This is a genomic window from Paracidovorax avenae ATCC 19860, assembly GCF_000176855.2.
GTDB classification, from domain to species: domain Bacteria; phylum Pseudomonadota; class Gammaproteobacteria; order Burkholderiales; family Burkholderiaceae_C; genus Paracidovorax; species Paracidovorax avenae.
Genome location: NC_015138.1, coordinates 3513368 through 3528935 on the forward strand (window position 1 = coordinate 3513368; position 15568 = coordinate 3528935).

The following is a 15568-nucleotide window of genomic DNA, read 5'->3' on the forward strand; positions in this document are numbered from 1 at the left end:
GGCTCCGGCCTTCCGGGCCGTGGCTCCAATGCCCGGCTCCTGGTCCCGAAGCTTGAGGCCCGCCCCGCAGATTGGGAAGGCACCAATTCCATTCTTTGAAACTGCCCCAGGCCAGAAACGCCCCTTCCTCTGCCCGGTCTTCGCGACGGGAGCCGCTGCACGGGTGACACTCCGGCCATGGACACCGCCCGCTCCGCCATCCTTCCCGACAAGCCCGGACGCTCGCCCGCCAACCGCTCGCTGGAGCGCGGCATGGAGGTGCTGCGCGCCTTCCGGCCCGGCTCCGAACTGCTCGGCAACGGCGAACTCGCCGAACGCACCGGGCTCTCGAAAGCCACGGTGAGCCGCCTCACCCAGACCCTGGTGGGCGCCGGCATGCTGCAGCTGGACGTGCAGCAACGCGCCTACCGCCTCGCGCCCGCCGTGCTCAGCCTGGCCCACGCCATGCGCAGCGGCTCCAGCGTGCTGGCGGCCGCCGCGCCGGCCATGCGCGCATTGGCCGAAAGCCGGCGCATCAACGTCGGCCTGGCCGCGCCCGACCGCGACGAGATGGTGTATCTGGAATCCATCCGCTACAGCCGCCGCATCGTGCTGCGGCACGTCGTGTCCGGCCAGCGCGTGCCAATGGAACTGACCTCGCTCGGCCGCGCCTACCTCGCCGTCGCGCCCGAAGCGCGCCGCAAGGCCCTGTTGCGCAGCTTCCGCCAGCGCCGCGGCCCGCAGCCCTGGGCGCCCATCGCCCGCGCGATCGAAGAAGCCCGCGCCTCGGTGCGCGGCCATGGTTTCTGCGCCGCCGCATGGCAGCCGGAAGTGGTCGCGCTGGCCACGCCGATGGTGCTGGGTCCGGATGCGATCTACGTGCTCAACCTCAGCGTCTCCACCCCGGACCCGCTACAGGCGGTCGTGGAAGAGCTGCATGCCCCACTGCTGGCGCTGCGGGATGAGGTACTGCGAGCCCTGGCGTGAATGGACGGGCTGTGCAGCCTGTGGGCAAAACCCTGGGGCCGCACAACGCCAATAATCCACCGTTCCGCAATCCGCCGTGACAATTCCCTGATGAACACGCTCTGGTTCCTGCTGCTCCTGCCCCTGCTCTGGCTCAACGCCTGCCGGATGCTCGCCGCACGTTCGGGGTGGCGGGCGCTCGCCGACCGCTTTCCGCAGCACCCGCCGCCAAGTGGAGAGACCGTCCGTTTCGCCTCGGCACGCATGGGGCGCGTGCACGGCTTGCCGATCCACTACGCCAATTGCCTGACCGTGGCCACGGGACCTGAAGGGCTGTCGCTGTCCGCGCCATGGTTCGTCTTTTTCCACAGCCCGTCCATCACGCTTCCCTGGCAGCAACTGCAGACAGTGGAATCCATCGCGGATTCCGGAAATGCGCGCGTACGGCTGCGCGAAGGCGGAGAAGGCCCGGCTGAATTCCTCCTGATGGGGCGTGCGGGCCAGCGGGCAACGGCCGCGTTCGACAGGTTCGGACGCCCGGGGGCGTAGCGCGACGCTGCCCTATCCTCCTAGGTCTCCCACTCCGGCAACGGCAGCCGCAAAAAACCCGGAATCGCGTCCGCCTCCAGCGGCCGCGACAGGTAGTAGCCCTGTACCGCATCGCACCCTGCGCCGGCCAGCATCTTGAACGCCTCCCGGGTCTCCACACCCTCGGCCAGGATGCGGTAGCCCAGCGAATGGCCCATCGATATCAGCGATTGCACCAGCAGCCATGCCCGGGAGTCGCTATCGATGGGCTGGACCAGCGACTGGTCCAGCTTCAGCAGTTCCACCGGCAGGCGCCGCAGGCAGGCCAGGTTGGAGTAACCCATGCCGAAGTCGTCCAGTGAAATCTGGGCGCCCATGGCACGGATTTCCTCCAGTGCGGCCTGGGTGCGCGCGCTGGTCATCACCGCGTTTTCGGTGCACTCCACGTGCAGGTAGCGGGGATCGACGCCGGCCACCGCGCAGGTCGCCCGCACATCGCGCACGAACGAAGCTTCTTCCAGGTTCCGCGACGAGACGTTGACGGCCATCGTGAGTTCGATGCCCTGCGCATGCCAGCGGGCGAGTTGCTCCAGGGCGGTGCGCAGCACCCAGCGCGTGAACTCGTGGATGAGCGCGCCGCTTTCCACCAGCGGTATGAATTCGCCCGGCGACACGTCGCCCAGTTCGGGGTGCCTCCAGCGCGCCAGCGATTCGACGCCGGTGAACGCGCCCGCCCGCAGGTTGAGCTTGGGCTGGTACACCAGCCGGAGTTCGCCGCGTGCCAGGGCAGGTGAGATCTCGCGCATCAGGCGGTAGGCGCGGCGGTGGGACGCATCCAGCGCGGCGTCGTGCCACGCGAAAGCCGCTCCGCTGCCCAGGCCCGAATGCAGGGCTGCGCTGGCCATTCTCAGCGCATCGCTGGGGCGAATGGCGCCGGCATCGAATTCCACCAGCCCGGCCATGGGCGCCAGTTCGATCGCCCGCCCGTCGAAGGCCATCGGGCCGCCCAGGGTGGCCACCGCCTGCACGGCGAATGCCTCGCGCTGTGCGTGGGTGTTTCCATCGGGCTCCAGGCAGAAGCGCATCTCGCCGACATGGTAGATGGTGACACTCCGCCCGACGAGCTGCCGCAGCCTGGCGGCGAAGGCGATGGTCAGCGATTCCAGTGGTTCGGAGCCCACCGCGCGCGATTCGGCGAGCATGCGCTCGTGGTCCATGATCTCGACCATCATCAGCGCCGACGGCGTGCCGGCGGGGCGGCCGCGCAGGTCTTCGAACAGCTGCGTGCGGTTGGGCAGCCGCGTCACGGCATTGACCCTGCCCGCGCGCTGGTGCAGCTCGATGTGCGCCATGGTCATCCTGGCGAGCGTGGCCAGCTGGTCGCACTGTTGCGGGCTGAACGTGCGGGGGCGATGGTCCAGCACGCACAGGGAGCCCAGCACGTGGCCCGAATCCAGCCGCAGGGGCGCGCCAGCGTAGAAACGGATGTACGGCTCGCCCGTCACGAGCACATTGCGCTCGAAACGCGGATCGAGGGCCGTGTCTTCCACCACCATGACATCGGCCGTTTCCACGACATGGGTACAGAAGGACGACGCCCGGTCGGTCTGAGCCAGCGGGAAGCCGAGGCGCGACTTGAACCATTGGCGATCGGCGTCCACGAAAGTCACCAGCGACACGGGCATGTCGAAGATCTGGCTGGCCAGGCGGGTGATCTGGTCGAACTCCTCGCTCGCCGGCGTGTCGAGCAGCATGGAGCAGTCGAGAAGATGGAGCCGCTCCCTCTCCCGGGCATCGGCCGACGATTCGTGGTCTGGCATTTGAGGATTCTGCCAACGGGCAGGCTTCTGGGTTGACGAAGGTCTCGGGAACCGGAAAAAGGCGTCAAACGCCGGGTCCATGATCCCATGCTTGCCGAAACTGAACAACCGAGTTCCACGCGGGATAATCGCCCCATCGCATCGGACTCATCCGGCAGGCGCCCCGGCTTCGGCGCGCCTGTCCAGCGCCATGGACAAAGGTACCAATTTGCAGAACGACAAGGAGCCATCGCCGATGGCCGAGGGGAACCCCGCCGATTTCTCCGCCCATACGCCCATGATGCAGCAGTATCTCGCCCTCAAGGCGGGCTACCCCGACACGCTGGTCTTCTACCGCATGGGCGATTTCTACGAGCTGTTCTGGGCCGACGCGGAGAAGGCCGCGCGCCTGCTGGACATCACCCTCACGCAGCGCGGGCAGTCCGCGGGGCAGCCGGTGGTGATGGCCGGCGTGCCCTTCCATGCGCTGGAGAACTACCTGGGCCGCCTGATCCGCATGGGCGAGTCGGTGGCGATCTGCGAGCAGGTGGGCGAGGTGGGCGCGGCCAAGGGGCCGGTGGAGCGCAAGGTGGTGCGCGTGGTCACGCCCGGCACGCTCACCGACAGCGAACTGCTGCCGGACAAGGCCGAAGCCATGCTGCTGGCCGTGCACCAGGCGCCGCGCGCGCGCTGCGGGCTGGCGTGGCTGAGCGTCACGCAGGGCGTGGTGCACCTGGCCGAGTGCACGCACGACGAGGTCGGCACCTGGATCGCGCGCATCGGCCCGAGCGAGGTGCTCTACAGCGCCGGCGTGACCGAGCGTTTCGAGCAGCAGTTGCAGGCACTGCGCCAGGCAGGCGTGCTGTCCTGCCCCCTGAGCCTGCGGCCGGACTGGCAGTTCGACGGCGCCCTGGGCGCCCGCAAGCTGCTGGAACAGCTCGGTGCCGCCAGCCTGAACGCCTGGGACGCACAGGACCTCGCCCATGCGCATGCCGCCAGCGCCGCCCTGCTCTCCTACGCCGAGCACACCCAGGGCCGCGCGCTCACGCACATCCACGCGGTGCGCGTGCAGAAGAACGATGAACTGATCGCCCTGCCCCCCGCCACGCGCCGCAACCTGGAACTCACGCGCACGCTGCGCGGCGAGGATGCGCCGACCCTCTTCTCGCTGCTGGACACCTGCATGACCGGCATGGGCAGCCGCCTGCTCAAGACCTGGCTGCTGGAGCCGCGCCGCGACCGCACCGAGGCGCGGGCGCGGCTCGCGGCCACCGCGGAACTGCGCGGCGACCGGGGCGGCGCGGGCAGCTGGCAGGCCCTGCGCGGCGCTTTGCGCGGCGTGAGCGACGTGGAGCGCATCACCGCGCGCATCGCGCTGCGGCAGGTGCGCCCGCGCGAACTCGTCGCGCTGTGCAAGACCCTGCACAAGGCTGAACAGATCGCCGCGGAGCACCGCTGGCACGATCCGCTGCTGGCCGGCATCGCAGGCGACCTGCACGCGCCACCCGCCTGCGGCGCACTGCTGGCCGGCGCCATCCTGGAGGAGCCTTCGGCCCTGGTGCGCGACGGCGGCGTGATCGCCGACGGCTTCGACGCCGAGCTCGACGAACTGCGCGGCATCCAGAACCATTGCGACGACTTCCTGCTCGCGCTGGAAACGCGCGAGAAGGCCCGCACCCTGATCCCCAACCTGCGCGTGCAGTTCAACAAGGTGCACGGCTTCTACATCGAGGTCACGAGCAGCTACCTCGACCGCATCCCCGACGACTACCGCCGCCGCCAGACGCTGAAGAACGCCGAGCGCTTCATCACGCCCGAGCTCAAGGCCTTCGAGGACAAGGCCCTGTCGGCCCAGGAGCGCGCGCTGGCGCGCGAGAAGTGGCTGTACGAGCAGGTGCTGGACCAGTTGCAGGAGCACGTGCCGGCGCTCACGCGCGCCGCCCAGGCCATCGCCGCGCTCGACGCGCTGTGCGCGCTGGCCGAGCGCTCGCTCACGCTGGGCTGGTGCGCGCCGCAGTTCGCCACCGAGCCCTGCATCGAGATCGAGGGCGGCCGCCACCCGGTGGTGGAGGCGCGCCTCGCGGAAACCTCGGCCGGCGCCTTCATCCCGAACCACACGCGCCTGAACGCCAACACGCGCATGCAGATCATCACCGGCCCGAACATGGGCGGTAAATCGACCTACATGCGGCAGGTGGCGCTCATCGTGCTGCTGGCGAGCATGGGCAGCCACGTGCCCGCCGCGCACTGCCGCCTGGGTCCTATCGACGCGATCCACACCCGCATCGGCGCGGCGGATGACCTCGCCAACGCCCAGTCCACCTTCATGATGGAGATGACCGAGGCCGCCCAGATCCTGCATGCCGCCACGCCGCATTCGCTGGTGCTGATGGACGAGATCGGCCGCGGCACCAGCACCTTCGACGGACTGGCCCTCGCCAGCGGCATCGCCACGCACCTGCACGACCGCACGCGCGCCTTCACGCTGTTCGCCACGCACTATTTCGAGCTGACGGAACTGGCCACGCGCCATGCGCATGCGGTGAACGTGCACGTGGGTGCCACCGAGTCCGGCTCGGACATCGTGTTCCTGCACGAGATCCAGCCCGGCCCGGCCAGCCGCAGCTACGGCATCCATGTCGCGCGGCTGGCGGGCGTGCCCGCGCCGGTGCTCAACCACGCACGGCACGCGCTCTCGGCGCTGGAGGAGCGCGCCAACGAAGGCGAGACGCAGGTGGACCTGTTCGCCCCGCCGCCCGAATCGGAGGCGCCCGGCATCAGCCCGGTGGAGGCGGCGCTGCAAAACATCCAACCCGACAGCCTGAGCCCGCGCGAAGCGCTGGACGCGCTCTACCAGCTCAAGCGGCTGGCGCAGCCGGGCTGAGCCCGCCCCGCCCAACCCCGCCCGGCCCGCATCATCCCAGGATGTGGTGGCCGGCATCCACGTACAGCGTGTTGCCGGTGATGGCCCGCGCGCCGTCGCTGGCCAGGAAGGCGCACAGCGCGCCGATCTCTTCCAGCTCCACCAGGCGGCGCAGCGGTGCCCGTCGCACGGCGTCCGCCATGAGCGCATCGAAGTCCGGAATGCCGGAAGCTGCCCGCGTGGCCAGCGGCCCGGGGGAGACCGCATTGACGCGGATCCCCTTGGGCCCCAGCTCCGCGGCCAGGTAGCGCGTGCCGGACTCCAGCGCCGCCTTGACCGGCCCCATCAGGCCATAGCCGGGAATCACCTCGGCCGCGCCGACATAGCTCATCGTCATCAGGCTGCCGCCCTGCGGCATCAGCGGCTCGGCCAGCCGGGCCATGCGCAGGAAGGAATGGCAGGAAATGTCCATCGCCCGCGCGAAACCCTCGCGCGAACTGTCGGTGACACGCCCGGACAGGTCACTGCGCGGCGCGAAGGCGATCGAATGCAGCACGAAATCCAGCCGTCCCCACGTGCGGGCGACGGCATCGAACACCGACTCCATCTGGCCGGGCTGCTCCACGTCCAGCGGCAGGGTGATCGGCGCATCCACCTGCCGCGCCAGCGGCTCCACATATGCCCGGGCCTTGTCGTTGAGCCAGGTGACCGCGAGTTCCGCCCCCGCATCGCGGAAGGCGCGGGCGCAGCCCCAGGCGATGCTCTGGTCATTGGCGATGCCGACGACCAATCCGCGCTTGCCGTGCAGGTCCAGTAAAGGCATGGGAACTCCCGGTTGGCACGTTGAGGAAAGAAAGGAGAGGAAAACGAAAGCCAGGGCGGCCAGCAGGACGCGGGGAAGTGCCCCAGTTCCGCGGGTATGCCGCGCTGTGTCGATCAGCGGTTGCCGCCGGATGGAATGGAGGCCCCGCATTGCTCCGTGGCAACTGGGCAATGTACGTAAAGGGGCTGCGGGCCCATTGACCCAGGTCAACGGCGCGAAAGCGCCTTGTCATCGGCCGGGAGCCTCTCACAACCGCCACCAGCCAGTTTTTCCGGCGTGTCGTCAGATTCCAGCGCCCCGAATGCGCTCGGACACCTGCTCGGTGGGTGGGACGCAGCCCATGTACAGGGGCCTTTGCCCCCCGCAAGGCTCACGCTTTTGACGGTTGCAGGCGCACCCGTGCCTTGGCAGCCGATGGCTTGAAGAACGCATCCACTTGCCGATGCAGGAACGACGCCAGGCGCTTGAGGTTGTAGCAGGCAGCCATCATCGTCATCGCCACCGTGGCGCGGGTCTGCCCGATCGTGCGAACGAACTTGCCGCCCAGGTGACGGAGACCGGCAAACACATGCTCCACCTTGGCACGCTTCTTTGCGATGCGCTGGTTGCGCCTTTGCTGGCACTCGCTCAGTGGCTTGCCCGGCCGAGCCCTGCGTTGCATCGCGTCCACCAAGCCCAGCACCTTGAGTAGCTGCTGGCGCTGCCGGCTCGCGTAGGCCTTGTCCGTATGCACTGCACGCCCGGTGTTGTGCAGGTCCAGCACCTCGTCGAAGTGGTGTCCGTCATGCTCGCTGGCCGTGCCCGTGGCGATCCTGCGGATGAAGCCGTGCTTGAGGTCCACGCTCACGCTGAGCTTGTAGCCGAAGTAGCCCTTGCCGTGCTTCTTCGTGTGCGTGGCGTCCACATCCTTTTGCCGGCGCTCGGCCTCGCTCCAATCGGGCGTTCTGCCTTCGGCCAGGGCCTCGCGCTCCTGCCTGTCCAGGCGCTGGCGGGGCGCGGGCACCAGCGTGGCATCGATGGCCTGTCCGCCACGGGCGATGTAGCCATGGCGGTGCAGTTGCGCATCCACACCCTGGAACAACGCCGTCGCCCCGTCAACGCCCAGCCGCTCGCCGAAGCGCCAGATCGTGTTGCGGTCCGGCACGTTCATCGCGTCTTGCAGCAGACAAAAGCGCTGATAGCTCGCCCGGTCCAGCAACTGGTATTCCATCTGCTCGTCCGACAGGTTGTACAGGCGCTTCAAGACCAGGATGCGCACCATCACCTCGATGGGATAGGCCGGCCGACCACCCTTGCGGCCATCGCCGCGCTCGATGAGTGCATCCACCAGCCGCGCCAGCTCGGCGAAGTCGATGTGCCGCGCGATCACCTGCAACGGATCGCCCACTTCATCTCTCTTATGCTGGCGCGACGCCTCGGCAAACAGATCGAACTTCAAGGCGCTGCGAGGAGAGATCATGGCAAGGAGGACGGCTCAGGTCTTGTCGGTGAACAAGGGAGTGGCCGGGTTTTGAGAGGTTCCCGGCCAGGGCATGCGCGGGAACCCGCCCTCACACAGCCTCTGCTCTTGAAAACATTTCCCACTGCAGTTGAACCGGCTTCAGGTCGTATTCAACCTCGACTTCCGGCTCCAGGTTTTCACGGACAAAGGGCGTGGCCTCCTTGAGAAACCGCGCCACCGCCTCCCTTTCGTGCCGGGTGAACGAAAGAAACGCTGGATTGGATTCTGGATTTTTCAGGTAAACGAGCAGGTCCCACATGAAATACCCCCGGCCGGCCCTTTCCGTGCTCAGCGCAATTCTGCCCAGTGCCGGAAGCCAGTACCTCCAGCCGGCCACGTTCATGCAACCGACGGGATTCCAGCCCACACTACCGAGATCCTCTCTGGTCAGCGACTGGTGATCCCTGGACTGCAATAGCGCGTTGTGCTCGCGGAATTCGTCATCGACATTCAGGAAATCGTTGAATGCCCGAGGACGCAGGCTTTCGGAGAACGCGGCCATCAGGACCAGAAGTGCAGCATATATTGATGCATCCGCCATTACACAACCAGCATGAAAATAAAAACCCTTCGTAAAATCAGATGCTTAATATATCAAATGCAATCCCCAAAAATTGAGCAGCCGACAACGAAATATATCAAATAGAACATTGGAACGAACAATGCAGAAGCGATGATTATTGATGCAATCCTGAATCCACGCATTGCGAACAAACACCATGGCAGGGCGATCATGAAGACCAGACAATCCTTGCCACTTATGTCAAGCCAAGCAGTATGCGAGTAAGTGAGGTAAGACAGGCATATAGATGAGGCATATATTCCACAAAAACGGAACAACAAGCCCCAAACCTCGATCGCCCAATTGCCCAACGCTGACTTCATCAATAAACCCATCAATTCCGAATTCATCGACTATGGCACCTCACGAGAGCAACCTCTTCCTGAAGAAACCATCCAGCAACCAATAAACAACCATGGACATCACACCTGCTCCAGCGCCAAAAAACCCATAAAACCATGAAATGTCATTTATTTCAGGAACTCTTTGCAGGAACAAATAAATCACCGCGTGACCAGAAGCAAAACCGATGAAAAACACGAAAACAAGAGCAAAAACACCCCGAAAATTCTCATGGATTCTTATAGCAAAAAATAAAAACAACAAATTCAGAGGTAAAGATATGAAGAATGTCAGCCCAAAAATAAACCAATACACACCACGAAAGCCACTATCAGACAAGAATGTAAAAATGCAGGCCGCAAAGAATGACGAGAGCACGCTGGTAGAAATATAACTCTTCAAAATCATCACCATATTCCATCGACATAACCGCGCCCGAACAGCCCAAAACTCTCCTGCCGTTTTTGCCGATTTCCTCGCACTACTACTGCCACCCAAGATGCAGCGTATGGCCCAGGAATTTATCGGCTATTCTTATACCTGCCTACCAGAGGACATCAGCCGGTCTTTTTTTTCAACCTTTTAATCAAACGCCTGCTTGCGTAGCCAAGCAATGTCAACTCCACGAGCTCGAATACCAGCCATAGTGGAAAAAATCCTAGAAGAATGAATATCAAGCCCAATCGGAAAGGGAAATAAATCAACAGAGAAATTCCACGGAAAAACCTGGAACGTCTATCACCCAGCCTCAGAAGGATAACGGCATACACCAGCAACGCCAGCCCCGGTGTCAGCAGCGTGTGTATCGACAGCAGACTATAGACCGCGAAGGGCGGCATATATGGATAGGCCTTAAGCCATTTCTCCGGCAATTCTTGAAAAGACGAAGCAAAGGATGCCAACGTGTAAAAAGTGACCGCCGTAACCAGCAGCAGCAATGGAATATTGGCCAGTACCTTGATGGCCTTGGTTTTTCCAGTGTCATTTTTCAGTTCCATATGCGGCGCGGGTCCCATTTGCTTGCAGAAGGGTCCAGCGGCACGGGATTAGGCCAGGTACCCTGGAACCACAAATTTCCACCATAGAAACTGCTTCTTATCCCAGATTCCGTAAAAGCCTTGTCGTGATACGCGTCGATTTCATTCCCCTTGGTGCAACCATTTTCATCCGTCTTTCCTGCTGTCTGGGCAGCCTTGTCATACTGAACCAGCTTCGTCCTGATGCTGGTCAGCACCTCTGATTGCTTAAGGGATTTACCCTGGATTGCCGACTCGAATATCAGTGCCGTGTTCACAGCCTTATTGACGAGTCCATTCTCGCCACGGCATATCAGAGCACCCTCTTTGTAGTAGCTGCACTTGGGCTTTTGCTGGGCCATTGTGTCGTAATAAGTACATACAGCAGTATCACCTGTACCATCAAAAATCGGCGTAGTGACACTGGGAAACTCAAATAAACCCAGGGGATCCGATGCCTGAATGGGGTTCAGCGGATAGGCTTGCTTGTGGATTCCCCCCATCAACCCGATCGGATCCTGCGTCACATACTGCCCCAGCATCGGGTCGTAGTACCGGTGGCGGTTGTAGTGCAGTCCCGTCTCGGCATCGAGCTGCTGGCCCTGGAAGCGGATGGGCTGGCCGATGCCGAGCGGGTCGTATTCCTCGCGCACAGCGCCCCAGGCGTGATGGGTCGCGGCCCAGGTGACCAGGCCCGCCTGCGGGCCATTGGCGTCCACCAAGGCGATAGGCGTGCCCAGGTGGTCGCACAGGAAATGGCGGATGCGCGTGGCATGGGCCTGAGTGGCAGCCTGCTGCTGCTGCTGCTGGCGCACGGACTGCACCCCAGCAGCCAGTAATGCTCCGGCCTCATCGGGCAGGCCTGCTTGCAGGCGTGCCAGCAGTGCATCACCCTGGGGGCCGGTAGCGTCTTGCAGGGCACGCTCGAGCAGTTCACGCTGCGTGCGCGGCAAGCCCGCGAACAGGACTGCGGCGGGGGACTCACCGCCATCCGGGCCATCATCGGCGACACTTCCTCGGTCTTCTTCCATCACCAGCAGGGCCTGCATGGCCGTGGGGATGGCCTGCTCACGCTCCAGGCGCAGCAGCGGCGCGAAGGAGCCGGGCTCGTAGAGCACGTGCTGCAGCCCCTGCGGGCCTTCGGTGTGCACGAGGCGGTCGCCGTCCCAGCCGGCGTAGGTGGTTGTCGAAGGCTCCGCAGCTGCGTTGCTGTTGTCGTTGCCATGGCCGAAGACGGTCTTGGCCAGCCGCCGCCCGAAGGGGTCGTAGCGGTAGCAGGCCACCCGCTGCCATCCAGCCTCCCCGGCTTCGCGCTGCCAGACCTCGCGCAGCCGGTGCAGTGCGTCATAGCGCAGCCGCTGCGCCCGGCCGTCGGTGTGCAGCGCCTGCACCCGGTTGCCGAAGGCGTCGTAGCGGTAGCGGATCAGGATGCCCTTGCCGGCGCTGCCGTCGTTGCCATCGCTACCGGCTCCATCGGCGTCCGGTTCGGGCGTGTTCCATCCGATGCGGTTGCCCGGCCAGCGCGTGACCGGGCCAGCACCTTCACCGGGCCCGTCGCCCGCGCGCAGCAGGTCGAAGTCCGCATCGTGCAGGTTCTCGCGCACCTGCCGTGCCCAGTCCTGGCGCTCGGCGCTGGAGGGCCCGGCCGCGCGCGCATCCACGAGTGCGGGCAGGCGGTTGCCCGCTGCGTCCAGCGTCCAGTGCGCCTGTATCTCCGTCGAGCCCGGGCCCGCGCGGTGCAGCCCGCTCAGGCGCTGCCAGGCGTCGTAGCCATAGCGCGTGGCCTCGCCCGGTGTCTGCACGCCCACCAGTTGGCCCAGCGGGTCGTACCAGTAGCGGCGCTGGGCGAGTGTGGAGAGGGGGCCCATGGCCGGGGCGATGCGGCCTGCGGCGGACGAGGGGCCCGTGTCCGTGCCACCGGTATCTTCGGCCGCAGGCATGGCCGCCGCATGGCGCAGGCCGCGCCAGTCCTGGTGCAGCATCCGGCCCATCGGGTCCAACTGCCGCGCATGCACGATGGCGTGCAGGTCTTCGTTGCCTTTGCCTTCCAGCAGGTGCAGCGTGCGCCCCACCTCGCGGTGCAAGGCATCGCGCTCCCAGTCCACCAGCGGCTGGCCATCCAGCAGCAGCCCGTGCACGTGGCCCGAACCGTAGGCCAGCCACTGCAGCGTGCCCAGGCCCTGCGCCTGCGTGGCCGTGCGCTGGCCCAACGGGCCCAGGGTGTGGGTGATCGCGTGCTCGAACTCCACGGGGGGCTCGCCCCCCGTATGGGATGCCTGCGGCTGCGTGGCTTGGCGGTACAGCGTCTGTGTCTCTCCGCAGACGCGCCCGAAGGCATCGCGCGCGAGGGCCACGCGGGCTTCCGGCTGCAGACGCTGCGCCTGCAGCGCGGCGGCCAGCGATGCCTGGGCGGGATCGCCCGGGCGGTCCAGCAGTGACAGCAGGGCCTGCGTGTCCAGCGCCAGCCAGCGCTCGGCCAGGGAGATGGGGCGGTCAGTGGAGCCGGCAAGCGAGACCGTCGGCAGAGCCATGGGCTCGATCCCGTGCGGCAGTTCTGCCTCCCAGGTGCGCGTCTGCTGCAATGCTCCGGTCGAGGTGTGCTCGAAGCGCTGGATCTGCAGCACGGCGTGCGTTTCAGCCGCTGGGTTGTCGGATACATCGACACCGGACGCTGCTCCCGGTGCAGGCAGCCGCACGGCCACGCGCGCCACCATACGGCCCCCCAGGTCGTAGTGCAACCGCGTGCGCACCACTGCGCCCAGTTCCGGCCGCGCTGCCGCTCCCGGGTGGTGGCCTTCGCCATGGCCATCGCCCGTGTGCGTGAGCTGGCCGGCAGCGTCGTAGCCATACACCTGGCTGCGCCCATCGAAGCCCACTTCCTGCACCAGCCGGTCGGCCGCATCGTGCACGAAGCGGGTCACGTCGCCGTTCTCGTTGACGAGCTCCTGCAGCCGCCCGGCCACGTCGTAGCGCAACTGCACGCCCCGGCCCGCCTGCACCTGCTCCACCACCCGGCCCCAGAGGTCGTGCCGGTAGGCGACCGTCGTGCTGGTGCCTGCGGGCTCGCCCGTGCCCTCCAGCACGTCGTGCGTGCCGTAGGTGGTCGCTTCCAGCGTGCCTGCGGCCGACCAGCGGTGGCGCACCGCCGTGTTGCCCGGCTGCTGCACGCCCACCAGCCGCAGGGCGCCATGTTCCAGCACGTGGTGCAACTGGGTGCGCTGGCCCAGCGCATCCGTGGTCTCCAGCACCTCGCCCAAGGCGCCGTGGCGCCAGGACTGGCTGCGGCCGGAGCAGTCCGTGTGCCGTGCGAGCTGGCCGCAGGCGTTGTAGGCGTAGAGGCTGCGCCCGCCCTGGGCGTCGATCATCGCCACGGGCTGGTCGCACCAGGCGAGTGTGTGTAGTGGGAAGACAGTGGTGCCGGTGGCGGTGTCTTCCTGGGGCTGTTCGTATTCGAAGCGGGTAGTGAGGGCTTGGCTGGCAATGGATCCATCCCCGCTTCCGGCCGGGCCCTTCGCCACCTCCACCAGCCGTCCCCAGTCGTCATACCGGAAGTCCGTACGCAGCCCCGCCGCATCCTGGCTGGCCAGCAGCAGCCCGTCCTGCGCGCTGCCTGCCGCGCCCCAGTGCTGCTGGGTGCTGCGGCCATCCGGGCCCTGCACGCCCAGCAGACGGCCCGAGCCGTCGTAGCGCCACCATGTCGTGCGGCCCAGCGCATCGGTGGCCGTGAGACGGCGGCCGGCGCTGTCGTATCGGAATCCTTGTTCGGCCCCGTCCGGGGCCACGAGGCGCACCAGGCGCTTGAGGCCGCCTTCGCCCTCGAAGTGGTAGGCGGTAGTCCGGCCCAGGCTGTCGCGCACCACTGTGCTGCTTTGGCTGGTGCTGGGTAAAGACGCGGTGGCCGGAACAGGACCATCCTTGCCATCCTCCGGGCCCTGGGCTGCCTGCGCGGGCGCCTGGCTGTACTCGAAGAAGTACGACAGCCCCTCCTCGTTGTGCTGCTCGGCCACGCGGGCACCCGGGCGCGCCGCCATCCCCTGGCGACGGCCCTGCGCGGTCTGGTCTTCATAGACATACCGGTGCTTCGGACCCTGGCGCACCTGGTGCTCCGTCATGCGGTGCAGTGCGTCGTAGCCGAAGCGGCGCAGCACCGTGCCGTCTGCACCCAGTACCTCCGCCAGGTTGCCTGCGCTGTCGTAGCGGTAGCCCACGAGCGGTTGAGGGCGCGGGGCCGCGCCGGGTACCACTGCAGGGTCGAGGGGATTGAATGTGCAGTCAACGCCCACCAGCCGCACCCCATCGTCGGGTTGCAGCAAGGGATGGGCACTGGTCTGTGCTGGTCCGGCATCCTGGGCAATGCGCTCGTAGTGCAGCGCATAGCGGCGCCCGCTGCCATCGGTGATGCCGACCACGCGGCCCTGCTGTTCGCCTTCCTCGCCCCACTGGTAACGCTGGCTGCGTCCGAAGCGGTCGATCACCGCATGCAGGACATGCTCGCCCGATACGCCTGCCGGCAGGAACACCCAGGCCGGCGCGCCTGCACCGCCTGCGCCCGGCACGGAGATGACGCAGCCCGGGTCCGCACGCAGCACGGCCGGCACATGCGACCAACGCGGTTGCTGCGTCCAGGGCAGCAGTTCGGCCGGCGTGGAGGATGGAACAGTGGAGGTGGATGCCTCCGGGATGGATGCTGCAGCCGTGGCTACGGCGTTCGCGCCAGCCATGCCCCCACCCCGCAACAGCCACAGGTCTTCGCTGCTGCTGTACAGCGCCTGCCCCGGCTGCAGCGCCTCGTCGAACGTGATCGCCCGCCCCGAGGCATCGAAGAGCACCACCCGATCCGATTGCAGCCGCAACCGCAGTTCCAGCGGCAGCTTCCACCCATACCCCAGCAACCCGCATGCCGCACCATGCTCCGCGTTCACATAGCTGCTGTACACCCGCTGCCACGCCAGCGGCAGCGGCCCCGGCAGAGCGACGTCCAGCTCATCGGCCCCCGTCAGCACCTTCGCGCCCAGCGCCGGGTTCACCGGGTTGCCCACCGCCATGCCCCCGGGACACACCGAGCACGCCACGCCCCCCGCCGAGCCGATCAGCACCGTCGCCGAGCCTTGGACGATCGGGCCGCCCTTTTGCGTCATGTCGCCCTGACGGGCCGCGGGTTTGCCGCTCATGTTCCTGGTTCCCTTTGC

10 protein-coding genes are annotated in these 15568 nt (G+C 66.2%); 3 read left to right on the top strand and 7 right to left on the bottom strand.

From position 1 onward, the window contains the following. The first annotated feature begins 177 nt into the window (after positions 1-177). A complete protein-coding gene (locus ACAV_RS15380; protein ID WP_013595494.1) occupies positions 178-966 on the top strand; it encodes an IclR family transcriptional regulator in 789 nt (262 codons plus the stop codon). Beyond that, the gene (locus ACAV_RS15385; protein WP_244875476.1) at positions 967-1494 is read left to right on the top strand and encodes a hypothetical protein; all 528 of its coding nucleotides are present in this window, start codon (positions 967-969) and stop codon (positions 1492-1494) included. A 20-nt stretch (positions 1495-1514) separates the two neighbouring features. Here the strand turns inward: ACAV_RS15385 and ACAV_RS15390 are convergent, their stop codons facing one another. Continuing rightward, positions 1515-3293 (bottom strand): putative bifunctional diguanylate cyclase/phosphodiesterase, encoded by a 1779-nt coding sequence (locus ACAV_RS15390; RefSeq protein WP_013595496.1) that lies wholly within the window; start codon positions 3291-3293, stop codon positions 1515-1517. A gap of 235 nt (positions 3294-3528) precedes the next feature. Between ACAV_RS15390 and mutS the strand changes: the two genes are divergently transcribed. Beyond that, on the top strand, positions 3529-6156 hold the full coding sequence (gene mutS, locus ACAV_RS15395; RefSeq protein ID WP_013595497.1) for a DNA mismatch repair protein MutS: 2628 nt from the start codon (positions 3529-3531) through the stop codon (positions 6154-6156). Positions 6157-6187: 31 nt separating this feature from the next. Here mutS and fabI read toward each other — a convergent pair whose 3' ends face one another. The 6 genes from fabI to ACAV_RS15415 form a co-directional block, all read right to left on the bottom strand. After that, positions 6188-6958 (bottom strand): enoyl-ACP reductase FabI, encoded by a 771-nt coding sequence (gene fabI, locus ACAV_RS15400; protein ID WP_013595498.1) that lies wholly within the window; start codon positions 6956-6958, stop codon positions 6188-6190. A 370-nt stretch (positions 6959-7328) separates the two neighbouring features. Then, positions 7329-8414, bottom strand: a complete 1086-nt coding sequence (locus ACAV_RS15405; protein ID WP_049791218.1) for an IS5 family transposase — start codon at positions 8412-8414, stop codon at positions 7329-7331. Between the two features lie 94 nt (positions 8415-8508). Next, positions 8509-8961, bottom strand: coding sequence for a DUF6714 family protein (locus ACAV_RS15410; protein ID WP_013595499.1), 453 nt, complete (start codon positions 8959-8961; stop codon positions 8509-8511). A gap of 423 nt (positions 8962-9384) precedes the next feature. After that, positions 9385-9771: a hypothetical protein gene (locus ACAV_RS24665; protein WP_157768777.1), complete on the bottom strand. Its 387-nt coding sequence runs from the start codon at positions 9769-9771 to the stop codon at positions 9385-9387. Positions 9772-9920: 149 nt separating this feature from the next. Beyond that, on the bottom strand, positions 9921-10361 hold the full coding sequence (locus ACAV_RS24670) for a hypothetical protein (protein ID WP_013595500.1): 441 nt from the start codon (positions 10359-10361) through the stop codon (positions 9921-9923). Beyond that, positions 10352-15550 carry an RHS repeat-associated core domain-containing protein gene (locus ACAV_RS15415; RefSeq protein ID WP_013595501.1) on the bottom strand — a complete coding sequence of 1733 codons (5199 nt, stop codon included), beginning with the start codon at positions 15548-15550 and terminating at the stop codon, positions 10352-10354. The genes ACAV_RS24670 and ACAV_RS15415 overlap by 10 nt, the downstream gene beginning before the upstream one ends. Positions 15551-15568: the final 18 nt, after the last annotated feature.